Origin of the sequence: Micromonospora sp. NPDC047134, from assembly GCF_040643455.1 — a bacterium.
In the GTDB taxonomy this organism is placed as follows: domain Bacteria; phylum Actinomycetota; class Actinomycetes; order Mycobacteriales; family Micromonosporaceae; genus Micromonospora.
Genome location: NZ_JBEYUI010000010.1, coordinates 18,501 through 44,781 on the forward strand (window position 1 = coordinate 18,501; position 26,281 = coordinate 44,781).

The window sequence follows — 26,281 nt, forward strand, 5'->3', positions numbered from 1 at the left end:
CGATGCGGGGAGGGCAGTGTGAAGCCACCGGTTTCGACAGCGGGCGTCGCCGCGCTGGTGCTCGCGGCGGCACCACTGGTGCTGCTGTACCTGGCGGGCTGGTCGGCGCCCACGATGCCGTCCAACAGCGAGCTGCGCGCCTGGCTGCACCAGCCCCTGACCACCGGCTTCCTCACCACACTGCTGCAGGCCAGCGCCTGGCTGCTGTGGGCCATGCTCGCCACCACTGTCACCCGCCACCTACACAGGGTCGTCGCGGCGCGGCTCAGGTGGCGCATCGCGCTGCGCGTACCGGGACCGATGCAGGGTCTCGCGGCGGCGCTGCTCGGAGCCACCGCCGTCACCTCCGCCGCCCTGCCCGCCGCCGCCCACGCCACGTCCACGACCGACACTCCGCTCGACATCACGCCACGCGACGACGCGCAGCCGGCCACCAACCGGTCCACGCCGAGCCGCACCGTCGCCGACGGCGCGTCAGCGGCGGACACCGGCCGGCCAGCCGGTGACGACGGCCTGAACGTCACCGCCGCTGGCCACGACCCGTCCGTTCTCACCGGCGCCTCTGCCTCGGCGCACGGAACGCCGTCGATGACGCGGCCGGCGGATAGCCGCGCCGACAGGACATCGTCCGCGCCGGCCTACACCTGCGTGGTCCGTGACGGCGACACCCTCTCCGCGATCGCCCAGCAGTGGCTCGGTGACCCCGACCGCTGGCCCGAGATCTGGGAACTCAACCGCGGCACCCGTTTCGGCACGGTCGGGGGCACCTTCACCGACCCCGACCTGATCTACCCCGGCTGGACCCTCGACCTTCCCACGGACGCGGTCCCACCAGCCGCGACGCCACCCGCGCCTGCGGCGGAGCCTGAGCCAGACCCACCCCGTACGCAGAAACCGCCCGCACCGGCCACCCCGGATGGCAGCGATACGCCGCCGAGCCCAGCCCACGACCCCGCTGCCAAGACCACCTCCGCGCCGTCCGACAGCGCCGCGACGCCGAGCGACCAGGGCACCGGAACGCCACCGGCCACGAGCCCGTCGGCCGAGTCAGGTTCCCCTGAGGGCATCACGTTGGGAACGGGGAGTTGGCTGGACCTCGGTCTGGCTGCCGCGATCGCGGCAGCCGCCAGCCTGGTCTGGGCGCGGCGTCGCCGCCGATACCAACCACTGCCAGCCGGCGTGCACAGCCGATCAGGCGATCCCGACCTCACACCAATGCCCGCGATCGTCACACGCGTACGGCGGGCCCTGCGCCAACCGACGACCGAGACCACCGACGACCTCGACATCGACGACATCACCGGCCCGGTCAAGACCCGCCCCGAGGACGAACTACCCGCGATCGACGACACGGCCGAAGACTCGCGCGCCACTGGCCCTGACCCCGCCGACGGACCCGAGCCATACCCGCCGGTTCCGGTGGTGCCGGCGCAGGACAACGCGCTGGGCGAGGTGTGGCCACCCGCCGGCCTCGGACTGACCGGCCCCGGCGCCGACGCCGCCGGGCGGGGATTCCTCTGCGCCGCCCTGGCCGCCGGTAACAGCAACGACCCCACCAGCCGCAGCCAGGTGATCATTCCCGCGGCGACCATGGCCAGCCTGCTCGGCGCGGCCGTCGTCCTACCCGCCACCGCCCGCCTCACCATCACCGCAGGACTCGACGACGCCCTGGAGATCCTCGAAACACAGACCCTGCGCCGTAGCCGCCTCGTCTACCAACACGAAGTCGACACCCTCGCCGACCTGCACCGTACCGCCGAGCACGAGCAGCCGCAGCCGCCCATCCTGCTCATCGCCCACGCGGCAGCCCGCCACGAACGCACCCGGATCGCCGCTCTCCTGACGCAAGGACAACGCCTCGACATCCACGGCATCCTCCTCGGCCCCTGGCCCGACGGCGACACCGTCACCGTCGACTCCGACGGCACCACCAGCAGGCCTGCGGACGGGCCGACCCGCCACGGCAGCCACCCCGCCGACCTGGGCCGACTGGCCGTACTCACCCCGACCGAGACGATCGACCTGATCACTACACTCGCCGAAGCGCACACCGGCGAACGCCCCGCCTCGACACCAGCGCCACCCACCACACCGCAGCCGGCCCCGAACGCCATCGGCGACGCTGACCACACCGACCAGCACGAACCCAACGACCCCGACAAACCAACGCCCGCCGGCGACAAACTGCCGCCAATGCCAGCTGACACCCCGACCCCTGACACCCTCCCGCCCGGCACGCACACGCGACACCACCCACAAGACGGGCCACGAAGCGACGACCTACCGCCTCGGCGCGTCACGGTGCGGACTCTGGGCGACGCGCGCATCGTCGACATGGACACCACGGTGCCGCTACGCGCCAAGTCCCTCGAACTACTCGTCTACCTGATCGTTCACGACGGCGACGCCACCGCGGACGCGATCCTCGACGACCTGCTGCCCGACGCCCCACGATCGAAAGCCCCACACCGCCTGCACACCTACGTCTCCGCGCTACGCAAAACCCTCACCCGCACCGGCGGACCCGCGAGCTACCTCACCCACCCCGGACGCCGATACACCCTCAACCGGGAAACGCTCGACGTCGACCTCTGGCGGATGCGTACCGCGCTGCGCGACGCCGAACGGGCCACCGACGCCACGACCCGGCTCACGGCGCTGCGCACCGCGGTCGCCGTCTACCGAGGCAATCTCGCCGAGGGCTTCGACTACGAATGGATCGAGGTCCACCGCGAAAGCATCCGCCGGCAGGCCCTCGACGCCCACCTCGCCCTCGCCGACGAAACCCGCGACCCCGCAGAGGCCGTCATCGTATTGGAAGCGGCCATCCGCCACGCCCCGTACACCGAGGCCGTCTACCAGCAGGCGATGCGCGCCCACGCCGCACTGGGCCACCACAACGAGATCCACGCTCTACGGCACACCCTCACCCGCCGACTGGAAGAGATCGACGCCACGCCGAGCAGGGACACGACCGACCTCGCCGACCAGCTCACCGCCAGCCCGCCGCGACGCCCCGCCGCCGCGCCGCGCGACGGGAGAGGACGCCGATGACACCGCACACCCCGGCAGCATCCGCAGCACCCCACGACGGACCGTCCGACCAGCCCACCCCAACCGGCGACGCCGACACGCACCTGTCGCACAACGACCGTGGGGACGCCGTAGCGGCGGCGACAGCGACGACCACCAACGGCCATAGCGGGGCGGGCATCCGCCGCCGGACGGCGGCGAGCCACGGCGGCGGCCCGTTGACCCGCGGCGCGCTCGACGACGACCTGGCCGCCGCCGTACGGCGCACCACCCGGATGCGCCAGGCCTTCTACCTACTGGTGCTGCTGGTCGCCCTCGTCGGACAGGCCACCGGCGCAGTCCAAAGCCTGGACGTACCGATGCTCGTCGCGGTCCCGGCCGTCGCGGCACTCGAACTCGGCGGCGTCGTGGTGATGGCCAACGCCGACGTACGACGCCGACTCGGCGAGCGAGCCACCGCCTCACGCCTGCTGTCCGCCACCATCGCCGCCGCAGCGGTGGCCTTCAACTGGGTTGCCCATCCCGATCACCTCGTCGGCGGCTTCTACGCCGGCATGTCCGCCCTCGGCTACCTCGTGTGGCTCATGCACGCCGGCAACCAACGCCGCGACCGGCTCCGCGCCACCGGGAACCTGCCACCCACCCCGCCCGCGTACGAGGTGCTCGCCCACTGGATCCGCCACCCCCTGCTCACCACACGGGCACGCGCGATCGCCAAGGCCGGCGGCCTCGACCTGTACGAATCCCTAGACGCGGCTCGAACCGTGACCGCCCGCCGCCGCCGCGACGCCGCAATCGCCACCGTGCTGCACCGCAGGATCCGCGCTGCCGTAGACCCGAGCATCGCCGATATCGCCGTACGGGTGTACGACCTCGACGAGATCGCCGCACGCCTCGCCGCCACCGCCGACTACCACGGGCTGACCACACTGCTCGCCGCCGACCTCGCCCCAGAACGCATCGTCACGGCCCAACGTGCCCCTCGGCTCCGTCGCTGGCACAGGCGAAACAACCTCACCGAGGCAACCCGGGCACCTGAACCCATCCGGTCCTCGGCACCCATCCAGCCCGAGGCAGACACCCAGCGTGATGGCCGGCAGAAGCCAGAACCACCCACGCGCCACGCCGGTCCCGCTCCGAACGACGACCCACAGCAGCCCGCCCACACCCTCGACTCGATCCTGGCCCACACCGTGCCGCCGTCGGATGGACCAAGACCAACCACCTCGAACCCGGCCGTCGCGAACACGCCTAGCGACGACAACACCGACAACAACCAGACGGCAGGCAGCGAGGCAGACGACGGCGGACACCCGCAGGTGCCCAAGACGACCGCAGAAGCAGTGGCATACTGGCTGCGCCGAGAACCAAACCTGGACCCCGAACTGCTGGCCCAAAAAATCGGCAAGTCCCTGCGGTCGGTCTACCGGTACCTACCACCGGACTACCCCCGCCGACCAGGCATCGCCAGGCAACGAACCCGACGATAACCAGGGTCCGCGCGGCACTCCCCGGCCTGCGGCGGATGGCCACCCTCGCGACCCCGCGTCGACGCACGAGACCGAATGCACAGGTTGTTACGCCGAAGGGTGCAGAGTTCAATCGGCCAGAAGAATCGACGACGCCCCTCGGACAAGCTCAATACCGCACGGCAAACTGCCCATCGTACTGGCTCCGCTATTGCTGAGGGTGGTCGGCTTCACATCGGATCACGGCAGAAGAGGAAGCCAATAACGTAGGGAGAGAAGTCCTATAAACCCAATAATCACATTTTCCCACCGCGAGTCTCGTGAGCAGAACGCAGGGCGCTAGCAAGACGGTCCTTGAAGTGCGCGCCACCTTTCGGAGCTTCACGGGCGATACGTCGAGCGACGGACAGAATTCCGCGTACGGCGGTACGCTGCTCGTCAGGCGCTCCGACACGGATCCACTCGGCTAGCAGCCGCTGCAATGCCTCGATGGGATCGTCGCTGACTATCGCCAGAATCAGCGCCAGGTTTGCTTTGTTCGTCAGCGTTTCCGGGTGGTCTTCGCCCAGCGCGCGCACCTGGTCGGCGATGAGATCCTCGTACGCTTGGGCTGCCCCGGCGAAGTCGCCGATAGAAAATCGCCCAGTCGCGAGCCTTCCGCGGGTGGCGAGGGAAATGGGATGGCGCGGGCCGAGTACGCGCAGTTGATCTTCGAGCAACTGCTCAGAAGCTTCGGCGGCGCCTGCACGATCGCCAGCCTTGTCACGCCAGTATGCGAGGTTCTCGCGGGTGGCTAGGGTGTCGGGATGGTCGGCGCCGACCACCCTGCGGAAGTCGTCGAGTACCTGTTCCAGCTCTGTCACCGCGCCAGCCGCGTCTCCTGCATGTCCACGCCAGTTGGCGAGGCTCTGACGCGCGACCAGCGTGTGCGGGTGGTCTCGGCCGAGGACACGCATGCGGTCGGCGTGAAGCCTTGCGAAGGCATCCGCTGCCCCGGCGGGGTCACCGGCTTCACCGCGAAATCGTTGGATATTGCTGCGCGCCGTCAACGTCTTGGGGGCCTCTGCGCCGAACAGCCGCACATGGTCCGCCCATATCCGATCGAAAGCGTCAACCGCACCGGCCTTGTCTCCGGCGATGCCCTGCAGGTAGGCGAGATTGCTGCGAGTCGAAAGTGTTTGCTCGTCTGAAGGGCCGAGAATCCGCACCTGGTCGGCGAGTAGCCCTTCGTAGGCCGTGATGGCTCCGAAGACATCACCGGTTTCGCCTTGCCAATGTGCGAGGTTGCTGCGAGTCGCGAACGTCGCGGGGTGTTCGGCTCCGAGGATCCGTTCCTGCTCGGCCAGAACCTGGGCGAAAGCCTCGGCTGCGCCGGCCGCGTTCCCGGAGGAACCGATGCTGGTGATGGAAACGAAGATCAGCGGGTGCGACTCCGGTTCAAGCAGGGAGTCGCTGCCGTGCCGGCGGACCGCGGCCGCGCCTGCGCGGAGCATATTCACCAGTGCGCTGTCGCGCTCGGCGTGTTCGAACTGCGGCCACGCTTCGACAAGCGCATCGGCAGCGGCCCAGGAAAGATCCTCGATGCGCTCGTCTGTCAGCCCGTCTCGAATCACCCGCTGCACTAGCGCATGAACCATGACGCTGTCAGTGCCAGCGGTGACGACGCTGAGCCGGTGTAGGGTCCTAAGCCCTGAACGCACTCGGTCGGGATCGACACGTTCGCTGACATCGCGACTGAATGTCAACCAGTTGAGTGCCGCCGCGCTGGTGAACAGCGAGTTGGGGATGCCTGCGGAGTCCAGAACGCTCGCTAACTCCAGCAGCGGACTCGCCATGCCAAGCGGCCGGGAGCGGTCGGCGGCATCTATGGACAGAGCAAGGGTTGCCGCGATCGTGCGGTGATAGTCGTCCGGGAGGTCGTGCTCTGCCGGCACCAGGTCGTCGAGACGTTGGCGCTTGTCGGCGAACAACTGCCGGTATGCCGAGCAGGCAAGCCCTTCGTCGATCATGAAAGCCGAAGCCTGGGCCAGCGCGAGTGGATGACTTCCTAGGTCGGCGACGACACCCTCGAGGTCGTCGGCGAGATCGGGCTGCTCGGCCAGTCGGGCAGTGAGGTAGGCGGCCGCTTCATCGGCTACGAAGACGCCTACCTGTATCAGACGACGGTCGACGGCGCCGACCGACGAACCGCGGAGTCGAGTGGTTACCACAGCCCGGCCTGTGGGGCAGTTCGGCGGCCAGAGCCCCTTCAGGTCTGCCGCATTGCATAAATCGTCGAGCACGACGAGCCATCGGCGATTAGTAGTCGCCAGCCAGGCGTGAAAACGCGCTGCGTCCTGTCCGGTGTTGCTACCGTCGGCGCCAGGAAGCAGCAGGTCGACCGCAGCGTGGCCATAACCTGCCAGGATTGATTGCCTCGATGCCGCCGATACCCACACTAATAGGTCGAGTTGGTTTCCGGTCATGAGTTGTTCGGCGAGGCCGATGGCCATCTGGGTCTTACCGACACCGCCCAAGCCTGACAGTAACCGCGTGCCTGACGCATTGCCGCCGCCTTCGTCGAACGAATAGGCGGCACGAGGTTGAAAGCAATCGGCCAAACGGGGCACCATGCCGACACGCAGCGGCCAGGAGACGGCGGGAGGAGCGTGAACGGTAAGCGACTCTATGGTGTTGGCCGAAACGCCATAGTTCCGAGGATCGACGGTGCTGCCGGGGATGGGTGACCCTAAGCCGGCCCCGGCTGGGCTGGGGGGATGGGAAGCTGACCGTAACTGATCGTGACGGGGCCAGTGATGGTGCTCGCAGCCGTGCCGTAGTTGGTGGTGATGTGCAGGTCGCCGGTCTTCCCATGAGCAGTCAAGGCGTACCTTCCGGACGCGGTGCCGCCCGGGTCTACCAGACCTAGGAGTCGCTGAGCAGCGACGAGAACCTGGCTGTCGTTGCCAGCGCCGACCGCATCGAGGTCGTCCCCGAGTCGTGACAACAACTCACTCGGCTCGGGCACCTGAGCGTCGAGGACCTGCTCGGCATCGCGGCGCGAGGAGAGCTTCCGCCGCAGCAAGTCGCGCAACGCAGCGTACGCATCCTGGACCGCGGTATCGGCGGCCCCGGTGAGCCCTGCCGTAGCCCCGCCGGCCAGCGCCGCCACAATCAACTCAATACCGGTCATAACCGTCCTCGCTTCACCCGCGTAGTCATGCCCGATTGTGGCATTGCCTACGGGACCCCGCGCGCATGACTAAGGCGGCCGTAATGGCACCGATCCAGGCGCAGACCGCAGTTGTAGAAGTTGATCTTCCTGGCGGCTGGAGTGCACTTTTCGAGCAGCCCGATGCGTTTGCCAGGTACGGCCAATGCCTCAGCGTCTGCAGCTCATGGTGGCCAGCACGATGCACCGATGGACCGTGGGAGCCCAGGGAGTCATGGCTTGCGCTGAAGTCCTACTTTGCCGCCGATGGCTACACCGGTCAGCACAACGGCGGCGGTGGCACCGAGCGTCGCCTTGGTCATCCACCGATCCAAGTAACGCTTGTTCTCAGAGTCTTTCTCCGCGTCCTTGTCGCTGAGCCGCATGAGCAGGTCGTTCAAATGCCTGCGGGTCTCCGGGTCCACGTCGTCGCGCTCGAGCTGAGCGATGATCGACGCCCTGGCCTCCCGCCGCCCCCGGTAGTCGTTCTCCTGGCTCTTGTCGTTGGACGCGAGGGTTCCCTCGTGCATCTTTCGCACGGTGGTCATGGCTTTGACGAGGATCTTTTGCAGCTCGGGGAGCTGCTTGAGGACCGCCAGCCGGACGTCCTTGTCCAGATCGGGCATCATGGCTACCAGCTGCAGGACGTGGTCTTTGCTGAGCTTGCGCCAGTTGTCGATGCCCAGCGCCGTCTTTACCTCGTCTGCACCGGTGTAGTCCATGATGCGCCACCCCACCCACCAAAGATTCTTCGCGCGCAGAGTTTAGCCCGGACAGGCCCAGTCTCACTGGTGGCGGCTCAGCCAACCCGACGATCTTGAGCTAAACAACGCTGAGCTCAAGCTCTACGGCGAGTCATGGACGTCCGTTTATCGGCTAGATTCGCACGCCGAGTGAGCGGCTGGGCTAAGCAACACCCCATCACGCTAACGTCATCGGCCTGCATCTCTGCCAGGCCGAGGGACAGTTGCCGGGTCGTAAGCCGACCTCGGCTCGGTGCGGACTTGCAGCTGGGGCTACCTCTGCGCGGCCCTGTACGTCGCCCCGCCGGCAACGAGTGAAGGGCCGGCTTCTCGCTCGTCAGTCCCGCAGGTGGGCTGAGCGGGTCGGCGCTCAGCCCACCTCGGGTCTTGACTATGGCCGAGCCGGAGCGCGTCCTGCCCGTGGGAACCGTCGTCACTCGTCCAGGCCTGGATGCTGGCCGGGTGGGTCGACCTCGATGAACCCGAAGAGCCGTCCGTCCGATTATCTGCAATGCCTGGGTGGAGTAGCGGTCGGCGAAGCCCCGGCAGATTGCGGGCTCGGCGTCCGGGTACCGATAGTGGGGCAGGGTGTCGTGGCAGACGATGAACGATTCGTTCCGCCGTGTCTCGGCTACCAGGTCGCGTAGGCGGCCTTTGGACAGGTGCATCAGGTTGGCGGGTCGGAAGATGCACGTGTCGCACTGTCTGGACAGCAGTCGGGATTTGCGTAGTACCGGATCGCCGACGCTGAGGTTCCGGGCCTTGACCGCTGACGTGCCGTCCGCGTGGGCCGCTGTCGGCTCGGCGCTGGTCTCGGACGGCGGATGCGTCGGCGTGGTGTCGGCGGCCAGCCCGTCGAGCCAACGAAGCACCTCGTCGATGTGGTGTCGTTGGAGGCCGGTGACGCTGTCGACGGGCACGAGCAGGGTGGCGCTGCCGGAGTCGGTGCGCTCGGTGGCATCGGCGAGGTCTCTGCCGCCGAATTCGTCGTCGAGGACGGCCACCGGTCGTGTGCCGATGGCGTGGTACAGGGCGGCGAGTTTGAGTTGGCGGCCGAATCGGACGCCGCTGTGGGGGGTGTCGATGAGCGGCAGGTCGGTGGGGAGGTTGAGGCGCGGTGCGATCCAGGTGGCGGCGATGGGGCCCCAGCTGGTGCACCAGACAAGGTCGGCGTGGTGGGCGAGTTCTCGCAGCCAGGTGCCGTGGTCGGGGTGCAGCCAGAGCACGCCGGAGACTTGTCGGCCGTGGGGGTCGGGGCCGTGGTAGTGGTGTGGGTGGTAGCCGAGTCGGCGGGCGGTGGGTGGGTGGTCGGGGTTGAGGACGCCGTCGACGTCGATGGCGACTACCGGTCGCGCCTGGTGGCCAGGGCGGCCGGCGGGCGTGTTCGTCGTGTGGTCGGGCATTTTGCTCTCCGATTCGCGGGTGCCCGGGTGTGTGGAGACTCGGGCGCGGTGGAGTGACGGGGGCACGGTCGGCTCCCGACGGTGTGTCGGGAGCCGACCTGGTGTGCTTATGCCGTGGCCAGGGCGGTGATGGCGGCTTGGCCGATGAGGTTGACGCAGGTGGTGGGGTCATCGACGGTGACGGTGGTGGTGTTGTCGTACACCCGGGGTGACCAGCTGTCGTGGTGGGGCGCGAGCCACAGCACCGCGCAGCCGGTGTGGTGGAGTGCGGTGATGGTGGCTTGGCTTTCGTCGGGGTTGGTGTAGTGGCCGTCGGAGACGACGACGAGTAGCCGGGCGGTGCCGGGGGTGGACAGGTGCAGGAGGCGGTCGGCTTCGGCGCAGGCTTCGACGAACCGTTCGGTTCCGGCGTCGGCGTTCATGTCGCGCACGGTGGTGGGCCGTGCTCCGGGTGGGATGAGCACGGTGACCTGGTCGCCGTAGGCGAGGGTGGCGGTGGTGGCGCCGGCGCGGGTGGCGGCCTGGGCGAGGATCCACGCCGCGGAGGACATGGGTTTCGCGAAGGCCTCCATCGAGCCGGACGCGTCGATGAGGATGCCGACGGTCAGCTCGGGGTCTGGGATGGGGCGTCGTGTGGTGCGTTGCCACGGCTGGGCGGTGGGGATGGCGCCGGCGGCGCGTTGGGCGGCGAGGGTGACCGCGGCGCGGGTGCGTAGCCGTCCGGGTGGTGCGCTGGCCGGTTGTCGGGTGCGGGCGGGTTCGCGGTGGCGGGCGCGGCGTAGCAGGGCGGCGAGTCGGGTGGCGGCCTGCCGTTCGGTGTCGCGGGGTTGGCGTTGGGCCCAGGTGATGGGGATGTCGGTGGCGACGTACCTGCCGGGTCCGTCGCCGCGACGTCCACCACCTCCTGCCGGCGGCGGTGGTGGTGGTGTTGGCGTGTCGGCGGGGTTGGCGCGGATGGCGTCGATGGCGGCGGCGATGGCCGCCGCGATGGCGCTGGTGGCCGCGTCGTCGGCGGGTGGCTGCGGGGTGGTGGTGGGGTCGATGCCGAGCAGGCGGCACCACCGCTCCCCGAGTCCGATCATGCCCGTGGTGTCGGTGTCGCCGACGGTGTGGGCTTCGCGCCAGATGGCGCGTAGTCCTTTGAGGAGCTTGCGGCCGAGGACCTTGGTGATGGCGCGCCGTGGGGCGCGGACGTCGGCGGGGTAGAGGATCTTCGCGTCGACGCGGGCGAGGAGGAGTCCGGCGGCGTAGGCGGCGCTCCATGGGGTGTCGGTGGGTGTGTCGGTGGGGTCGATGATGCTGGTGACGGCGCGGCGTAGCCAGCGTCGGTCCCGTGGGCGGGTGTCGCGGTAGCGTTTCTCGATGCGCGATTCCTCGAGCATGAGGGCGGCTTCCCGCACGACGGGTGGCGTCGATGGTGGTGGGTTCCAGTGTGAGTGGATGACGTGGGCGCATTCGTGCAGCAGGACGCCGTAGGCGACGGGGGCTTTCGATCGGTGGGCGGGGCGGCGGGGGTCGGCGATCGTCGGGTCGCCGATGAGGTCGGCGTCGACCTGGATGGTGGCGGTGGCGGGGTAGCTGTGTCCCGGGGGGCCGCCGGCGGCTGGGGTCACGGTCACGCGGGCGTCGGGTCGGCGGGTCAGCAGCGCGGCCTGGGTGGTCCAGGCTGCTGACCACGGGTCCCAGGGTGAGGCGGCCGGGGCCGGAAGCGCGGGGCTGGCGGTGCTCATGTGCGCGGGGATACTGGTCATGTCGGCCTGCCTTATTTCTGCTTGCCGAGGGTGAGCGGGGTGATCGTGGTGCCGCGGTAGGCCCGCTGGAGGGCTTCGACGACCGCGTGGCGGTCGGGTTCGGGGGCGATCGCGGCGAGGTTCGCCACCGCGGCGGTGAGGCCAAGGCTGGCGGTGATGCGTTTGAACGCCAGTAGTTCGCGTAGTTGCGGCGCCCAGTCGATCTCGTGCTTGCGTAGCCGTTGGTTGAGGGCGATCGCCGCGTCGATGGCGCCGTGGGGCACGCCGAGGGAGCGGGCGAGGTCGAAGTCGGTGGTGACCTCGATGTGTACGGCGAATCGGGAGGCGAGGGCTTCGGTGAGAATGGCGCCGTGGACGCCGGGGTTGTGGCCGGCGCAGACGAAGAACCCGTCGACAGCGGTCACCGTCTCGTTGTGGTGGGCGGCGATGGTGATGGTGGCGCGGCCGTCCATGGCCGGGTAGAGGGCGGCGAGGACGCGGGGTGGGATGAGGGTGGCGTCGTCGATGAACAGGGCGCGTCCGGCGCGCATGGCGTTCACGAGCGGGCCGTAGGCGAACTCGAAGCCGCCGTCGGGTAGCGGGACGTAGTTGCCGACGAGGTCCTCGACGGTGGTGTCGCCGTGGCCGGCGACGGTGATCGCGTCGGGGTAGGCGGCCTCGATGAGGCTGGTCTTGCCGGTGCCGGGCGGCCCGAACAGCAGGACCGCGATGTTGTCGCGGCGTAGCCGGCGCAGCACCTCGACGTCGGTGTCGTCGCCGAGTTGGCGGGGCAGGTACCAGCTTCCGTTCGGGCGCAGGACAGCGCCGGGACGCGGTGGAATCGGGCCGGCCGGGGCAGGCGGGGTGGGTGCCGTGAGCGTTGCGGCGGCGGTTCTGGGGGCGCGGCTGGCGCCGGCTCCGGTGGTGAACGCGTCGACGCCGTCGTTGGTGATGGTGTAGCGGCGTGGTGAGCCGCCGGACATGGTCGCCCAGCCTCGGTCGACGAGGCGGTTCAGTACGGAGCCGATCGCCCCGGACGAGCGTCCGGGTAGTTCCTTGCCCAGGTCGCTGAGGGAGAAGGCGCGGTGCGGTTCGGCCGCGAGCAGGGCCAGGACCGGGCCGAAGATGGGACGTGGCTTGGCCTTGGGGCGAGGGGGCGTGGTCACCGGGCACCTCCGACGATGGCTGCGGTCGGCGTGCAACCGATACCCGTGCCGTCGGGGGCGTTCAAGTGGTGGTCGCGTGGCTCTGCCGTCGGCGGGTGGCCGGTCTGCGTTGGGTGGGTCGGGTGTGGCATGTGGATGCTCCTTGGCGAAACGGGGCCGCCGCGCGCCCCTTCCCGGGGCGCGCGGCGGCGGTGTGGGCCACAGCGGGCGGGAAGGGCGCGCGTAGCCGTGCTCGGCTACGCGGAGCGGTACTCAGGTCGGGCGCCTACCGGTCGGCGGCGCGGTCGGAAACGGGATCGGCGTCAGGGCCGCTGCCCGGTCGGCGGCGTGTTACTGGCGGTGGGCCAGTTGCACCAGTCGGGTCAGTGCGGTGGCGATGCGGGTGTCGCGGATCCGTGGCGGTGGCGCCGCCCAGCTGTCGGCGGTCGGTGTGTGGGCGCCGCGTACCCGGATGATCCGGTGGATCCGCCCGCCGATGTCGGCGGCGGCGACGACCCGGGCCTCGACGCGGTCGGACGGGGGCGCCTGGGCGAGGTCGCCGTGTCGGTAGGTGGGGTGGGCCGCGCCGATCCAGGCTTCGAAGACCAGCGCGAAGCCGAGGCAGACCCTGCCGTCCTTGTGCAGCCAGTCGCGAAGCCAGGTGCGCATCGGGGCGGTGGCGAGCGTGTCGGCCAGGTGGTGCAGCGCCACGGCGGGCCGCGGATCCTGAGCTCCGGTGGGCAGGTCGTGCCACACGGCGGGGTCGACCGGGGAGTCGCTGTGGACCAGGTGGGGGTGCGGGGACCAGGGGTGGTGGAACAGGGCCAGCAGGTTCGGTGCCAGATCCCAGCCGTGGTGTTCCTGGATTCTCTCCGCGGTGAGGAGCTGGTCGGTGAGTCCTTGCTGGGTGAGGGGATGAAGCATGGGGCCTCCTTGATCAGTGAGTGGGCAGTGCGGTGCGGGCCGGGTGTCTCCGACGGCCGGAACGTGGTGGCCCGGGTCCGGTCTCGTCGAACGTTTCCGGCGGGGTGTGCCGGCACGTCGGCCGGCGGCATGCGGCCACGCGGGTGTCCCCTATTTGTCGGTCGCGCCCCGGGGAGGGGTGGGTGCCTCGTCCGGTGCCGCCGGGGTGCTGGGGGCGGCCGGGGTGTGGGGTGTGGGGGTGAAGGCGAGTTGGCCGTTGACGAGGAGGCAGGCGATGATCCGTCCGTCGCGGAGGGCTTCGACCAGGGTCGCGTCGACGGCGACGCTGCCGAGGCGGCTGTCGGGATGGTCTCCGCTGACCAGCAGGTCGACGGCCTCGTCAGCCGACAGCAGCCGTCCGCCGGCTGGTACCGCGGGCGCACCCGTGGAGGTGTTCGGGTCGCCGGTCGAGGGCAGGATGTCCTCGGTCCGCGACCACGGTCGGTCTTCCATCGTGTTGGTCCTTTCATTCGTGAGGCCGGCACCTGTCAGGGCCGGGCGGGTGTGGTGGACAGGCGCGGCGAGAGGGTGCGGCTGGCCCTGGAATGTGGCCGGTGTGGGACGGGCGGCCCGGACAGCCGGGGTGGGGGTGGCCGCTACGTCGAGGTGCCGCGCTGGTGGGTTTGGTGGTGGTCGTGGTGCTCGATCAGTGCGTTGGTGATCGTGTCGGTGAGCCGGGTCAGGCGCAGCGCCAGCCACACGTCGTGTCCGCTGGCACCCACGACGACGCTGAACATGCCGGGGAACGTGTCGGTGAGGGTTTGGAAGATCTGCCGCTCGATGGGGTTGTCCGACGAGGTGGTGTCCCAGGCCGTGTACCGGTACAGGTCGACGTACAGCGGACCTGCGGTGGGCAGCGTGGAGGTGAACTCGACGGCGAAGGCGATCAGCGGGTGGCCGGGGATTCGGCTGGCGCGGAAGCGTGTCGTGAGTCCGCACTGCTCGGGCAGGCGCCACCAGTTGGCGGGCATGACGTCGCCCTCGCCGGGGACGTAGTCGTCGTCGATCATGGCCGGGCCGCCTTGCTGTCGGCCGTCGGCGTGAGGTCGAGGAGCGGCGGCCAGATCACCCGGCGGCTGTTCCAGCCGATCTCTTCGGTGAGGCTGTCCGAGGAGCCGCAGATCCGGCACGACATGGTGGTGTCGGTGCCGTGCCCGGCCATTGACGGCAGCTCCTGGTAGGCGATGTCGTATCCGGTCGCTGCGCATACCGTGCACCTGATGCCGTCCGGCCCGTCGGGCGCGAACACCTCGGGTCCGCTGCCGTGGCACCTATCGTCCGGGTCGGGTGGGGTGGCCTGCCGCCACGGCCACCGGTCGCCGACGAGCCGGTACCAGCCGTCGGAGTCGGCGCTGATCGGCACGACGAGCGAGTCAGGGGCGAGGCCGGCGGTGGGTGCGCCGACCACGAACATCTCCATGCCGCTGCCGTGGCCGCGTTGGACCAGCAGGTCTCCGTCCCACCACCCGCGGCGGAGGGTACGGGCGTTGGTGTCGGCGGCGATCCGCTGCACCGTTTCGGCCTGGAAGCGGGCGATGAGGTGGCCGTGGTGCTGGTAGCCGTGGGCGGTCTGCCCCGGGTAGGGGCCGAGGTCGCCGGTGGTGAGCCAGGCCGGGGTCCAGACCGCGTGGTGGGCGGGGGTGTCGGTGTCGTAGGCGACGGCGGTCGTCAGCCGCGTGGGCGCCGACGTCTCGACCACGAGCCACCGGTGGCCCTGCCGCGCGGCGGCGCGTAGCCGCTGCAGGATGCCGCCGTCGGTGTCGGGTGTGGTCAAGGGCTGTCGGCGCAGCGGCCATGGCCCGGCGGCGGGTGGTGGGCCGTCGGTGTGAGTGGCCGCGACCGGGGTGCTGCGGGGACGTGGCGCGTCGAACGGGGTGCACCATAGCCGCGCGGTGTCGACGTCCAGGACGAGCCACGGCTCCAGCGGCTCTGTCTGACCGGTGATGGTGTCTTCGGCCTGCCGCAGGGTTGCGCGCAGGTCGAACCAGAGTTTCCTCACGTGCTGCTCCTTGTCGCTGATGAACCTCGCCCCGGCCCCGTACGGGGCCGGGGCGACGGGATTGGAAAGGTCTGCCCGCCCGGCGGGCGGGCAGCAGGGGTGCGTTACTGGGCGGGTGCGGTGCCGTCGTCGAGTAAGGCCGCGCAGTGCTTGGCCACGGTGTGCTCGACGGCGGTGGTGAAGCCGTCGCGGGCGGCGTCGATCGCGGCGGCCCGCTCGGCGTCGGACAGGTTGTCCCAGTCCGGGGCGTCGTCGGGCGCCTGGACGCGGTACCGCTCGGCGTCGTAGCCGGCGACGTCGAAGACGGGCAGAGCGTCGAGGACGGCAGGGTCGCCGGCGTCGATGCCGGCGGCGACGGTTCGGGCGACGGCGGTCGTGTCGCCGTGGCTACGGCCGCCGATGGTGTGCTGCGCCCACCAAGCGGCGGCCTGCTCACCGTCGCGTCTGCCCGCCGTGCGTACCGCCTCCAGCACCCGCGACCACCGCTCGCCGGAGCATGGGGGTGGCGTCGGGTCGGGGTGCGGCTCGTACGGGATCGGGATGGCCGACTCGATCCAGTCGGCGACGCGCAGCAGCTCGTCGCGCTGGTCACGGCTCGGCACGGTCGACTCGTCGGAGGCCGTCTCGCGCAGCCACGCGACCATCTCGGTGAGTCTCATGCGGGCCGACGCGGCCCGTCGTTCACGCGCGTCGCGTGTCTTTCGCGCGATCTCGGCCTGGGACCCATGGAATGCGTCGGGTCGGACGTGGTCGTCTCCGGGGCGGTAGGTCGATTCGGCGGCGATCAGGGCGGGCACCCGCTGCCAGGCGTCGCGCAGCCACACCTGCCAGCCGACACAGCACGAGCCGGTGGTCAGCCCGGCGAGGTAGATCGCCAGGCCGGCGCGCCCGCCGGGACGGTCGAACAGGTCGAGGGCGTCCGATTCGACGGTGACGATGTCGCCGCAGAAGTCGCCGTCGGCGTTCACCGTCCGGGCCATGGTCCAGTTCGGTGGAAGGGCGGCGAGTTGCCTGGCCAGGTCGTACTCGGTGACCAGCCGGTCCAGCACCGTCTCCTCGTCGGTGTGCTGGTGCCGGTAGCGGCACCCGCGCACGAACTCGTGCAGGTCACGCCAGCTGAACCGGGTCGGGTCGTGGTGCCGCAGCCAGGTTTGCCCGCCGTTGCCCTCGTTGAGGATCACGCCGACGGCGGCGCCGTCCAGGCAGAGCGTGGCGGTGAACGCGACGCCGTGGTGGGCTTCCCGCTCGTCGAGGCTGGTGACGGTGAGCCGGTCATGGGGCACGTGCAGCGGGCTGTGCCGCAGCGAGACCCGGGCGGGCCGCGCCGTGATGGGCCGCGCACCGGCGAACTGCTCGTCCGACGTGGTCGCGTCGGCTGGTCCCGTACGTTGCGGGTCGGGTTCCTGATCAGGCATGACTTTCTCCTTCTGATGTTTGTGCCGGGTTGGGGGTGGGTTAGTGGTTGCGGCGGCGGAGGATCGCGCAGCGGGTGGCGACCTGCCACGGGCTGAAGACCGGGACCAGCGGGTCGTCGGTCCAGGTGCCGCCCAGTGGGCGGGGCAGCCGCACGTGGGAGCGGCCGTCCCAGGCGGTGGGGGTGACGACGAGGGCGTGGCCGCCGGCGACCAGGCAGACCTGGTACGGGTGCGCGTAGCTGGCCAGCCCGGCCGGGCCGTTGTCGGCGAGGTCGGCCAGCGCGGCGGCGATCAGCGGTAGCGGGTAGCCGCGCAGAGGCGGGTAGGCGGTGTGCAGTGCGGCCTCGGTGACCCACTCACGGATCGGCGGGATGCCGTTGCGTAGCTCGTCGGGCCGGTAGCCGGGGCGTTCTTCGTCGGGCAGGGTCCAGGGCAGGACGTGCTGGCCGATGACGTAGTGCACGTCGAGGGCCGGCAGGATCCGCCGCGCCATCTCGGACCCGGCCACGTCGGGCCGCAGCCGGCCTCCCGGCATGATCTGCAGCGTCTGCTCGTGGCCCGATCCGTTGAACCACAGGACGATCAGGACGTGCTCGACAAGGGCCAGCGACGGCAGGCCCGACCCGGGCAGCCGCCCGTCGTTCCACGTCCGCGTCACGTCGATGACGTCGCGCAGAACCCTCTGGTCGAGGCGGGCGACGATGACGCCCCGCGCCCATTCGGTGCAGCAGATCTCGGCCTGCCAGACGTGGTGCAGGCCGGCGAGCCCGATCGTCGCGGGCCGCCACTGGTGCTCGCCCTGTCCGGTGGCGAGGTCTCCGGCGATGCCGAGGCCGGTCGGCGCCGGGTCGTCGGTGGGCGCGGGCAGCCAGTGGCGGCTGTGCCGGGCCCAGGTGCCGTGCACGGTCGCCTCGTACACCAGCACGGTCGGTTCACCATCGCCGAGCAGGTACAGCCACTCGGTGTGCGGCGGCACGCTGGCCTCGCGCAGCCCGAGACGCAGCCGCGGTGGCGCGGCCGATGTCGCCGCTTCGGCCGGGCGGTGGGTCGGGTCGAGACAGGTCCAGCCGTGGGTCATGACCTGGTCGGTCATCACCCGCATGTCGCCGCCGACGGTTTCCAGAAGGCCTCGGAGCAGCGGCAGCACGTGCGGGGGGTCGCCACGGTCGGTGATGGATACGGCCGTGACGATGTGCTCGTCGTCGAGCCGGCCGACCAGGCACGGCCCGTACGTGCGGCCAGGTGTGATCGGGTCGGGGTGCTGGTGGGACATGTGGTGCCTCCTCTGGTCGGATGCGGATCTGACAGGTGACCGCGCCGCTCGGTCGGTGGTCACAGGTGCCGTGGCGAACGCGCTGCCGTCGCCGTGGTGGTGCCGAGCGGGGCACCCTGCGCGGCCATGAACGGCACCGGGTCGATCGCGCCGTTCGGGCCGGCGGCGCTGTTGACGTGCACCTCGTAGTGCAGGTGCGGGCCGGAGCTGTGCCCGGTGGAGCCGACGACGCCGATCGGCTGGCCTACGGCGACGGGCTGCCCGACGGTCACCATCGGGGGCTGGTCCAGGTGGCAGTAGCGGGTCATCAGCCCACCTGGGTGGTCGATGTCGACATACCAGCCGCAGCCCCTGGTGCGGACGGGGTCGCCGTCGCGGTCGCAGCCCCACTCGGCGCCCGTGTCGGCGTGCACGGCGTCGCATCGGATGGTGCGGACCGTGCCGGCGGACGCGGCGCGGATGAGCGTTCCGCGTGGCGCGCTCAGGTCGACGCCGTCGTGGCCGGGCCGGGCCGCGCTGCGGAAGCCCGAGCCGACGGAGGCGAGCACCGGCTGCGTCCACGGTCCGACAGCCGGGCACGCGAGAACACCAGCGGGTAACCCGGCGGCGGTGATCGCGTCGACCAACCGGGTGGCAGGGGTTTCCCACCTCGCGTAGGCGTCGGGGTAGGCGCTGATCTGCACGGCCTGGGCGGCGTCGGTGAGCGGCATGGCCTGCCAGTCGCTGATCGTGACCAGCGTGCGGAAGAACTTCTCCGAGGCGTAGACGGGGTCCTTCAGCTGGGCCGGGCTGCCCCACCCTTGGCTGGGGCGCTGCTGGAACAGCCCGACCGAGTCGCGGTCGCCGCCGGGCAGGTTACGCAGGCCGCTTTCCTGCATGGCGGTGGCGACCGCGATGACCCAGCCCCGGCCCGGGACCGCGAGACGGGCGCCGGTGGTGATGATCGTGGCGGCGTTGCCGACCTGTTCGCTGTTCCAGCCGTGCACCGGCGGCCACACCGTCGGCGTGACGAACGGGGACGTCGGGGCGGCGGATGTGGTGGTTGCGGGGACGCAGTCGGCGGCGGCGCTGCCGCCGAGCAGGCCGCCGAGGCCGCCGGCGCAGAGGATGAACACGGCGATGACCGCGACGACGAGTGACACCAGCGATCGCAGGCTCATCCCGATCTCCCATCGGTGCCGAGGTAGCGGCCACCCGATGCACACGCGGCGCGGCCACGCGTGTCGGGTCGGAAGGCGGGGCGAGGTGGACAGCGGGACATGCGGGGTGCCTCCTTGTGGGGGTGGGGTGGCCGGGAGGGCGGGCGTAGCGATGACCGCGCGGCCGTGACAGGCCGCGCGGTCATCGATGCCCGGGGGTGCGGCCGCTAGCGTGCGAGGACGGCGACCTTCTCGCCGTGCAGCAGAGGTGCGTCGTCGGGGCCCTTGAGGTGGGCGTGGATCCAGATCCGGTAGGCCTGCCCGTGTCGGTCGACGAGGCGGCGCCAGTGGCCGCGTACGACGAACCGGACCCGGTAGTGCCACTTGGTGGGCCCGTCGGCGGGTTCGGTGAGCGCGGAGGTGCGTCGCAGCATCACCACGCGGGTGTCGTGCGCGATGCGGGCGCGTGCGGCGCGGCGGCGGGCGGCCCGGTCCAGCGGCGCGGGGGTGGCCACGGCGATGGGCTGGTCCTGGATGCGCCAGAACGCGTAGGCGATCGCCGCGCACACGCGGGTGCGGGCGGTGGCGTCGGCGATGACGTACCGGCCGTCGGGTGCGGTCTCCCAGTCGCGGTCGGGCTCGTCGATTTCCGGCCGATCGATGGCGGGCACCGGTGTGGCGATGGGCAGCACGTCGACGTCGGTGAGCACGTAGGGGCCCAGCCGGGACAGCAGGGTCGGATCCTGTCGCGCGTAGTCCTGGATGCGGGCGGCGTGGGGGTCGTCGGGGTCGTCGCGCTGCGCCCAGCCGCAGATCAGCCATGACCCGCCGGTGGGTGACGACAGGGTGGTCCAGGTGATCGCGGCGATCGCGCTGACCTGACCGGACAGGGCGCGGTGGTAGATCGGCTCGGGTAGGAACAGCACGCCGCCGTCGGTGGGGGCGGCGTCGGCGGTGAGCAGGTCGCCGGTGAGGTCCAGAGCGTCAGCCGCGGCGGCGACGATGGCGGTCATGGCGGGTGCCAGGACGTACGCCTCACCGTGTGCCCACACGGCGCTGTTGGCGCGGTTGAGCACGTCGACGAGCTTGGCGCTCGGATCGGTCTCGTCGTCGCCGGCCGGGGTGACGTCGGCCCAGCGGGTCTCGACGAACGCGCGGTGGTACTCGCCGCCGGCGGCGCTGGCGCAGTACTCGCGCATGCGGATCTTCATCGCGACGGCGGCTCGTGCGTAACCGGCGAGGGTGTTCTCGGTACGGAAGGTCATGGGACTCCTTCTGATCAGCGTTGGTGTCTGCGGTCCGGCGAGGGCTATGCGGCGTGTGCGGCGGTGATGGCCGCGCCGGGAACCCGGCGTGGTAGCCGCTGCGGGATCCGTGAGCGCAGGTGCGTGGCGGTGGCGGCAAGGCTGGTGGTGAACCAGCCGACGAACCCGCCGGGGACACGGACAGGTCGCCGTGGCGCGGGTTCGTGGCTGAGGGCGCGATCGGCCATTGGTGCTGGCTGCGGTGCCGCGCGGCGCGCCGCGCGCATCGCCTGTTGCGCGCGCCGGGCGGGCGGACACGGCCCGACCTGGCCGGCGCACTGCAGGTTGACGCACCGGTCCTGCGGCCCGGGCTGGTGTGCGGTGAGGACGTCGACGGCCAGCCGCCACAGCAGCGGGTCGGTGACGTCACGCGGTAGGAGCGCGCGCTGCGACGGGCGGTTTCGGCTCCGGTCTCGCATCGTGGTGGCCTTCCATCGGGTTGCGGGCAGGGGTCACCGTCCGACCGGCTCGGCGGTGTAATGCCTGACCGTGGGCTCGACGACGACCCGTTCGATCGACGCTCATCTGTTAATCGAGGTCAAGTCGTCGGCCAGGGAATGTCGCGCAAGCCCCCGATGCCGGCGGGCCGACGACCGCAGCAGGCGTCGAAGGGCCAGGGGTGTGCGCTGGTCGGCGGGACGCGTCACCGCGACGCCGGGCAGCGCGGCACCCCGCCTGCGGGCTGCCGGTCGGCGTCGCGGTGCGGCGGCCGTCAGGCGCGGCAGCCCCGGGTGCAGCCGCCCGGATCGCACTCGAGGCCCGCGGCCATCCGCGTGAGCATCTGCCGCACGTCGGGATCATCGAGCCCGTCGATGAACGGCCAGCCGAGCCCGTCGGCGAACGTCTTGACCTTGGGCGCCCCGTACATCGGGTAGTCCGCCTCATCCACGGCCGACGCGAGGTCATCGCGGCCGAGCAGCCAGGCCAGCTCGGCCAGTTTCTCCACCGAGCGGCTGGCTGAGTTGCCGCGATGGTCGAGGATCTTGTCGATGGCGAAGGTGAGGTACCAGCGGGCGTACGTGTCGGTGTCGCTGTGCCGGCGCCACCGCCGCTGGTCCCACTGCGACGCGGTCACCTCGGGCGGGAGGAACTCGCGGGCGTGTGCGAAGTCCAGCGCCTCGAGCAGCACTTCCTCGCGGAAACCGAACATGTCGGTGCTGGCGGCGCGGACGGCCCGTAGCCGGGCCACGATCTCGTCGGGGGTTCGGATGGTCACAGCTACTCCTATGGGATCGGGTGTGTGGCTGCCGGCCGAGACAGGCCAGAGGGGGAAGCGACGCTGCTCGGCCTTCAGCCGCCGGGTAGGGCCGATCGGTCGTCGGGTTCGGGCGGCGGTGTCGGGAGGGGTCACCGCAGGTCGCGGTAGCGGATCGCGGGATCGCCACGCATGTGGCGGTCCGGGTCGTGGGCGTGCGCCCCGCCGCGGGTGCGTTTGGCCAGGTACATGGCCTGGTCCGCGGCGTGCAGGAGGTCGCGGGGCGTCATCTCCGGTGTGGCGACGGCGTAGCCGACGCTGGCGGTGACGATGACCCGCTGGCCCGCGATGTCGTAGGGGCGCTCGGAGAGACGGCGGTGGGCCGCCTGGGCGGCGGCCTCGACGTCGCCCGCGTCGCCGTGCACGACGAGGGCGAACTCGTCGCCGGACAGGTGCGTGGCCAACGCCACCGGCGGGCCGAGGGCGAGCAGCCGGCGCCCGACCGCGCGCAGCAGATCGTTGCCGTGTTCGTGGCCGTGGATGTCGTTGACCTGCTTGAACCGGTCGAGGTCGATCAGGACCAGTCCGAGTGCCTCGCCGAGGCAGAAGGTGGCCTCGAGGTGGGTTCGTAGGGCCCGCCGGTTCGGCAGCTCGGTGGTGTCGTTGTGGGTGGCCAGGTGCCGCCAGTGGGACCGGTCGCGTTCGCGCTCGGCCAGCGCCTGTCGGAGGTGGTGGATGATGCGCCGCTGCCAGATGAGCAGGGCCGTCGCGGCGGCGAGACCGGCGAGGACTCCGCCGGCCGCCGTGAGGTAGAGATTCAGGTGAGACACTCGACATCGCTCCTTGTCGGTGAAGGAGCACCGGGGTGGGCGTGAGCCGCCAAGTTCGACGCCCGCCCCGGGCTACCACGGTGCGGGGACGGGCTAGTCGGTTCTCGCAGCGAGTCGGAAGGTTGCCGGTTTCTCGGCGACCTGGACCGCGACCCCGGCGGCGACGAGCTTGTGCACGGCGTTGACGACCGCGCCCGCGCTGGCCTTCGCCGCGCCGCTGCCCTCGTTGGCCGTGTCGACCGCCAGGCACAACTGGCTGGTCTTGAACGACTGGCCTGGATGGGCTTCCAGGACGTCGAGGATGGCCCCACGCAGGCTGCCCTTCGGCCGGCGCGGCTTCCCACTCGACGCCGGCGGGACCTCGGCCGGGCCCCCGGCTGGGGCGGGGTGGCCGGCGGCCGTCGGCTGCGGGACGTGATCGGAGTCCGCCTCGACGGCGACCGCGTCATCCTCAGCGGCTGGGGTGGCCGTGTCGTCGCCCTCGCTGCCGACTTCGGCCGGCTCGGTGGGGACGTCCTCCACCGTGTTGTCCGGCGGGTTCTGCGACGTCGGCTGGTCCGCGTCGTTGTCCGATGCCGGCGGGTGCCCGTCGTCGGGCTGGGCACCGGCCGTCTCGTCGCCCTGTCCCACGGCGGCGGTGGCGCCCGCGTCCTGCGGCGGTGCGGGGGGCTCCTCCGGCCGCTCAGGGGCGTCGTCCGCCCCGCTGTCGGGTGCCTGCGGGTGGGGCGGGTTGGTGTCAGCGGCTGGCCGGTCGTCGCTGTCGGTGCTGCTCGTCGTGTTCGTCAGGTGCCGCCAGAGCGTGCGGCCGTCGTCGGCGCGAAAGGGTTCGGCCTGGCCGGCTTCCTCCAGGACGCGCAGTCGCTTGGTGGCCGTCGAGTACCCCACGCCGGCCTGCGTGGCGATCGCGGCGGCCGTTTCCTCGCCGAGGGTGGCCAGGGCGGCGGCGACCTTGTCGAGAGCGCTGGCCGTGGTGGCCTGCTCGGGTGTGTTGTTGTCCATCTGTCCTCCCGGGGACTGCTGGTCGATCTACTGGGTGTGGCGTGCACTCATGCACGCTTCGACCGCGCCTCGTGATCAAGTGCGGTGACCGGATCTCGGGACGCCGTCGACGTACGGACGGGGCGCCTGGCCCCGGTGTGATGGGCAGGTGGCGGACCGCAGTCCTCGACGTGCGGTGGTCAGCGAAGAGCACCGGCTTGTGGAATGCCGAGGAGTCGGTCGGCCTACGCCGTGTGGAGGATCGCGGCGGCCCGCTGGAAGAGCCGCTCGGCGATGTTCTCCAACGGCGTCGCCGTGGTGCTGCGGGACGGCGTGCCCGAGTGCCAGGCAGCGGCGGGCTCGTCGGCGAGGTCGGTCCAGGTCATCGCCGGGGTGAGGACCTCGACGCGGGCATAGCTCTGCTGCGGGTAGGAATCGCGATGGATCCGGACCCGCAGAAGGTGACCCGCCCCGGTACGGCGGATCTCGGACAGGTCGTAGCTCTGGCCGCGCACGCCGAAGCTGCGGTCCACCAGCACAGCCGCTTCACCACTGTGGGTTCCCTCGCCGCTCATCGCGTACCTTTCTGACCGTCGGGGCCAACCGCTGGGGACGGCTGCTCGTTCGTTCGTCCGCCGGATGTGGCCGTGGTCAGGGCGGCGACTCTTCGGATCTGGGACCAGGCGACGCCGGTCGCCCGCGCCGACTGGGCGCACTGGTCGGCGGCGTCCTGCAGCCACGCGTCGACGTCGTCGACCGCGTCAATGACCTCCGGCCGCATCTCGCTGTCGTCGTCGAGGCCGGTGAAGTGCGCCTGGCGGGCCTGGTTGATCAGGTGGGAGGCGGTCTGGGCGTGCACCCGGGCCAGCAGTCGCGCGAGGCGATGCAAGTGCCCGACCAGGACGGCGACGTCAGAGGGCGTGCGCAGCGTCAGGAGCGCGCTGAAGGAGCCGGTGGCGGTGTGCAGCCAGCGGGTGAGGTGTTCGACGGCGATGATGGCGCTGCCGAGGCGGGCGGGATCGTAGGGGCCGTCGATCGCGAACAGACCGCTCGTCGCGTCGATCCAGACGCCGCTCGCGCTGTCGGCGGGAAAACCGTCCTCGACGAACGCCACCTGGGAGGGGATCCCCTCCGGGTTCGGACAGATCGGCGTGTTGTCCGCGAGGTGCCACCACGAGGTGGTGCCGCCGCGGTAGCCGCCGGTCCAGCTCTGTGCTGGCTGGTCCGCCACTGGCTCGGCGCAGACGGGACAGATCGGAAGTTGAGGCACGTCGTTGAGTCCTTTCAGACAGGGTGATGACGGTGAACCGGGGCCGGTCACCGTTGGCTTCTGTGAGGCAGGCGGGAGCGCGGCTGCCCGCTGGATGTGGTCTCGGGCGGCCGTGGAAGAAGGGAAAGGGTGGCCGTTTCGCCCGGCCGGTGACGCATCCGCGCCCCTGCCCAGGGGCGGCCGGCAAGGTCAGTCGACGTGCGGCGAGTTGAACGTGGTGGGCACGGTGACGGTGGACAGGCCGACCTTGCCGTCGACGACGGTGATGACCAGGGCCGTGCGGCCATGGCTGACGGCGGCGCGAAGGTCCTCGACGAGCCGAGCGGCAGGCCGGCACAGCGGCAGGGCGACCAGCAGGTCACCGCCGCTATGGCCTGGCGGGTTGTGGCCGACGTGCTCGGCGAACACGGCCCGCACGGAGCAGGCCGCCGGCTGGTGCGCAGTCGGCGGCGGTGACGGCAGGCCGTTGGACATCAGGCGCACGCCGTCGTCATCGGCGACGAGCAGCAGCGCCGGACCGGCGGGTTCACCATCGACCAAAGTAGTGGTGTGCGCCGGGGCGGCGACGGCGTGTTCGGCCAGCTCCAAGGCGTCGGCGAGCCGGAACCGGAAGACCGAGATGATGTGAATGGGGATCCCTCCTGGTGAGCAACGCATCAGGGGATGAAGGCCGGAGCCGACCGGGCAGCAGCGCGCATCCTTCGGGTACAGGGATGTTCGGCTGCTGGCCCGATCGGTTCGGTGCGGTGTCAGTGCGGGGTGTGGAAGCGCCCGCGGCCGACACCGGCGATGACCCTGTCGCCGACGTGATCGACGACGAAGGTGTGCCAGCCGGCGTCCACGCCGGACTGGATGAGGTGCAGCAGGTGGTGCTCCGGCTCGTGTAGCGGGATGTCGCCGAGACGGCCCGGATACAGCCGTCGGTACCGCCTGCCGGTGAGCTCGCCGGCCAACACCGGAGTCTCCTGCCAGCCCAGCAGGCTGTAGGTGACAGGCCGCAGGCGATGGTTCTCGCCCGCGTAGATGCTGTTGCCGGTCAAATAGATCCGACCGAACTCGTCGTGCATGACCCACAGCGCCGGTGGCACCGGAGGGGGTACCTCGCGGCGCTGGGCGCGCACGCAGGCGTCGGCGAGTCGCTCGACCTCGTCGAGCAGGAACATGACGCGACCCATCAGGGCTTGTCTCCTTCCTGTCCCGGC

General features: G+C 70.8%; 23 protein-coding genes. 2 read left to right on the plus strand and 21 right to left on the minus strand.

The features are described 5' to 3' along the window. The first annotated feature begins 18 nt into the window (after nt 1–18). Complete coding sequence (locus ABZ795_RS14335) at nt 19–3,054, plus strand: BTAD domain-containing putative transcriptional regulator (protein ID WP_357530626.1); 3,036 nt, start codon at nt 19–21, stop codon at nt 3,052–3,054. Then, nucleotides 3,051–4,523 carry a hypothetical protein gene (locus ABZ795_RS14340; protein WP_357530627.1) on the plus strand — a complete coding sequence of 491 codons (1,473 nt, stop codon included), beginning with the start codon at nt 3,051–3,053 and terminating at the stop codon, nt 4,521–4,523. The genes ABZ795_RS14335 and ABZ795_RS14340 overlap by 4 nt, the downstream gene beginning before the upstream one ends. 275 nt (nt 4,524–4,798) lie before the next feature. Here ABZ795_RS14340 and ABZ795_RS14345 read toward each other — a convergent pair whose 3' ends face one another. The 21 genes from ABZ795_RS14345 to ABZ795_RS14445 all read right to left on the minus strand — a co-directional run bounded on the left by ABZ795_RS14345 (nt 4,799) and on the right by ABZ795_RS14445 (nt 26,254). Further along, nucleotides 4,799–7,114 (minus strand): tetratricopeptide repeat protein, encoded by a 2,316-nt coding sequence (locus tag ABZ795_RS14345; RefSeq protein ID WP_357530628.1) that lies wholly within the window; start codon nt 7,112–7,114, stop codon nt 4,799–4,801. Between the two features lie 116 nt (nt 7,115–7,230). Then, nucleotides 7,231–7,674, minus strand: a complete 444-nt coding sequence (locus ABZ795_RS14350; protein ID WP_357530629.1) for a hypothetical protein — start codon at nt 7,672–7,674, stop codon at nt 7,231–7,233. A gap of 251 nt (nt 7,675–7,925) precedes the next feature. After that, entirely contained in the window at nt 7,926–8,414 is a 489-nt protein-coding gene (locus tag ABZ795_RS14355) for a hypothetical protein (protein WP_357530630.1), read from the minus strand. Nucleotides 8,415–8,530: 116 nt separating this feature from the next. Then, nucleotides 8,531–9,838, minus strand: a complete 1,308-nt coding sequence (locus ABZ795_RS14360) for an HAD domain-containing protein (RefSeq protein ID WP_357530631.1) — start codon at nt 9,836–9,838, stop codon at nt 8,531–8,533. A 107-nt stretch (nt 9,839–9,945) separates the two neighbouring features. Further along, complete coding sequence (locus tag ABZ795_RS14365) at nt 9,946–11,589, minus strand: VWA domain-containing protein (protein WP_357530632.1); 1,644 nt, start codon at nt 11,587–11,589, stop codon at nt 9,946–9,948. Nucleotides 11,590–11,600: 11 nt separating this feature from the next. Continuing rightward, a complete protein-coding gene (locus ABZ795_RS14370) occupies nt 11,601–12,734 on the minus strand; it encodes an AAA family ATPase (RefSeq protein WP_357530633.1) in 1,134 nt (377 codons plus the stop codon). A gap of 330 nt (nt 12,735–13,064) precedes the next feature. Beyond that, nucleotides 13,065–13,637, minus strand: a complete 573-nt coding sequence (locus ABZ795_RS14375; RefSeq protein WP_357530634.1) for a hypothetical protein — start codon at nt 13,635–13,637, stop codon at nt 13,065–13,067. 150 nt (nt 13,638–13,787) lie between these two features. Next, on the minus strand, nt 13,788–14,129 hold the full coding sequence (locus ABZ795_RS14380; protein ID WP_357530635.1) for a hypothetical protein: 342 nt from the start codon (nt 14,127–14,129) through the stop codon (nt 13,788–13,790). A gap of 143 nt (nt 14,130–14,272) precedes the next feature. Beyond that, complete coding sequence (locus tag ABZ795_RS14385) at nt 14,273–14,686, minus strand: hypothetical protein (RefSeq protein WP_357530636.1); 414 nt, start codon at nt 14,684–14,686, stop codon at nt 14,273–14,275. After that, on the minus strand, nt 14,683–15,675 hold the full coding sequence (locus ABZ795_RS14390) for a hypothetical protein (RefSeq protein WP_357530637.1): 993 nt from the start codon (nt 15,673–15,675) through the stop codon (nt 14,683–14,685). Before ABZ795_RS14390 ends, ABZ795_RS14385 begins: the two co-directional genes overlap by 4 nt. Before the next feature lie 104 nt (nt 15,676–15,779). Next, nucleotides 15,780–17,090: a hypothetical protein gene (locus ABZ795_RS14395; protein ID WP_357530638.1), complete on the minus strand. Its 1,311-nt coding sequence runs from the start codon at nt 17,088–17,090 to the stop codon at nt 15,780–15,782. Between the two features lie 40 nt (nt 17,091–17,130). Continuing rightward, a complete protein-coding gene (locus tag ABZ795_RS14400) occupies nt 17,131–18,363 on the minus strand; it encodes a hypothetical protein (protein ID WP_357530639.1) in 1,233 nt (410 codons plus the stop codon). A 59-nt stretch (nt 18,364–18,422) separates the two neighbouring features. After that, on the minus strand, nt 18,423–19,523 hold the full coding sequence (locus ABZ795_RS14405) for a M23 family metallopeptidase (RefSeq protein WP_357530640.1): 1,101 nt from the start codon (nt 19,521–19,523) through the stop codon (nt 18,423–18,425). A 206-nt stretch (nt 19,524–19,729) separates the two neighbouring features. Continuing rightward, nucleotides 19,730–20,767: a hypothetical protein gene (locus ABZ795_RS14410; protein ID WP_357530641.1), complete on the minus strand. Its 1,038-nt coding sequence runs from the start codon at nt 20,765–20,767 to the stop codon at nt 19,730–19,732. 751 nt (nt 20,768–21,518) lie between these two features. Continuing rightward, a complete protein-coding gene (locus ABZ795_RS14415; RefSeq protein ID WP_357530642.1) occupies nt 21,519–22,022 on the minus strand; it encodes a hypothetical protein in 504 nt (167 codons plus the stop codon). A gap of 131 nt (nt 22,023–22,153) precedes the next feature. Further along, the gene (locus tag ABZ795_RS14420; protein WP_357530643.1) at nt 22,154–22,831 is read right to left on the minus strand and encodes a GGDEF domain-containing protein; all 678 of its coding nucleotides are present in this window, start codon (nt 22,829–22,831) and stop codon (nt 22,154–22,156) included. A gap of 93 nt (nt 22,832–22,924) precedes the next feature. Continuing rightward, nucleotides 22,925–23,830, minus strand: coding sequence for a MarR family transcriptional regulator (locus ABZ795_RS14425; RefSeq protein ID WP_357530644.1), 906 nt, complete (start codon nt 23,828–23,830; stop codon nt 22,925–22,927). A 224-nt stretch (nt 23,831–24,054) separates the two neighbouring features. Next, entirely contained in the window at nt 24,055–24,384 is a 330-nt protein-coding gene (locus ABZ795_RS14430; RefSeq protein ID WP_357530645.1) for a hypothetical protein, read from the minus strand. Further along, a complete protein-coding gene (locus ABZ795_RS14435; protein ID WP_357530646.1) occupies nt 24,381–25,079 on the minus strand; it encodes a hypothetical protein in 699 nt (232 codons plus the stop codon). The genes ABZ795_RS14430 and ABZ795_RS14435 overlap by 4 nt, the downstream gene beginning before the upstream one ends. 189 nt (nt 25,080–25,268) lie before the next feature. Continuing rightward, a complete protein-coding gene (locus ABZ795_RS14440; RefSeq protein WP_357530647.1) occupies nt 25,269–25,736 on the minus strand; it encodes a hypothetical protein in 468 nt (155 codons plus the stop codon). Between the two features lie 92 nt (nt 25,737–25,828). Continuing rightward, entirely contained in the window at nt 25,829–26,254 is a 426-nt protein-coding gene (locus tag ABZ795_RS14445) for a hypothetical protein (protein ID WP_357530648.1), read from the minus strand. Nucleotides 26,255–26,281 lie beyond the last annotated feature (27 nt).

Excerpts from the sequence above, each read along its gene's own strand:
- ABZ795_RS14345 (WP_357530628.1), bottom strand. The coding sequence starts at position 7,114 with ATGGTGCCCCGTTTGGCCGATTGCTTTCAACCTCGTGCCGCCTATTCG.
- ABZ795_RS14400 (WP_357530639.1), bottom strand. The coding sequence starts at position 18,363 with ATGTCCCACCAGCACCCCGACCCGATCACACCTGGCCGCACGTACGGG.
- ABZ795_RS14430 (WP_357530645.1), bottom strand. The coding sequence starts at position 24,384 with ATGAGCGGCGAGGGAACCCACAGTGGTGAAGCGGCTGTGCTGGTGGAC.
- ABZ795_RS14365 (WP_357530632.1), bottom strand. The coding sequence starts at position 11,589 with ATGACCAGTATCCCCGCGCACATGAGCACCGCCAGCCCCGCGCTTCCG.
- ABZ795_RS14405 (WP_357530640.1), bottom strand. The coding sequence starts at position 19,523 with ATGAGCCTGCGATCGCTGGTGTCACTCGTCGTCGCGGTCATCGCCGTG.
- ABZ795_RS14385 (WP_357530636.1), bottom strand. The coding sequence starts at position 14,686 with ATGATCGACGACGACTACGTCCCCGGCGAGGGCGACGTCATGCCCGCC.
- ABZ795_RS14395 (WP_357530638.1), bottom strand. The coding sequence starts at position 17,090 with ATGCCTGATCAGGAACCCGACCCGCAACGTACGGGACCAGCCGACGCG.
- ABZ795_RS14340 (WP_357530627.1), top strand. The coding sequence starts at position 3,051 with ATGACACCGCACACCCCGGCAGCATCCGCAGCACCCCACGACGGACCG.
- ABZ795_RS14355 (WP_357530630.1), bottom strand. The coding sequence starts at position 8,414 with ATGGACTACACCGGTGCAGACGAGGTAAAGACGGCGCTGGGCATCGAC.
- ABZ795_RS14375 (WP_357530634.1), bottom strand. The coding sequence starts at position 13,637 with ATGCTTCATCCCCTCACCCAGCAAGGACTCACCGACCAGCTCCTCACC.
- ABZ795_RS14360 (WP_357530631.1), bottom strand. The coding sequence starts at position 9,838 with ATGCCCGACCACACGACGAACACGCCCGCCGGCCGCCCTGGCCACCAG.
- ABZ795_RS14445 (WP_357530648.1), bottom strand. The coding sequence starts at position 26,254 with ATGGGTCGCGTCATGTTCCTGCTCGACGAGGTCGAGCGACTCGCCGAC.
- ABZ795_RS14440 (WP_357530647.1), bottom strand. The coding sequence starts at position 25,736 with ATGCGTTGCTCACCAGGAGGGATCCCCATTCACATCATCTCGGTCTTC.
- ABZ795_RS14380 (WP_357530635.1), bottom strand. The coding sequence starts at position 14,129 with ATGGAAGACCGACCGTGGTCGCGGACCGAGGACATCCTGCCCTCGACC.
- ABZ795_RS14350 (WP_357530629.1), bottom strand. The coding sequence starts at position 7,674 with ATGACCGGTATTGAGTTGATTGTGGCGGCGCTGGCCGGCGGGGCTACG.
- ABZ795_RS14410 (WP_357530641.1), bottom strand. The coding sequence starts at position 20,767 with ATGACCTTCCGTACCGAGAACACCCTCGCCGGTTACGCACGAGCCGCC.
- ABZ795_RS14425 (WP_357530644.1), bottom strand. The coding sequence starts at position 23,830 with ATGGACAACAACACACCCGAGCAGGCCACCACGGCCAGCGCTCTCGAC.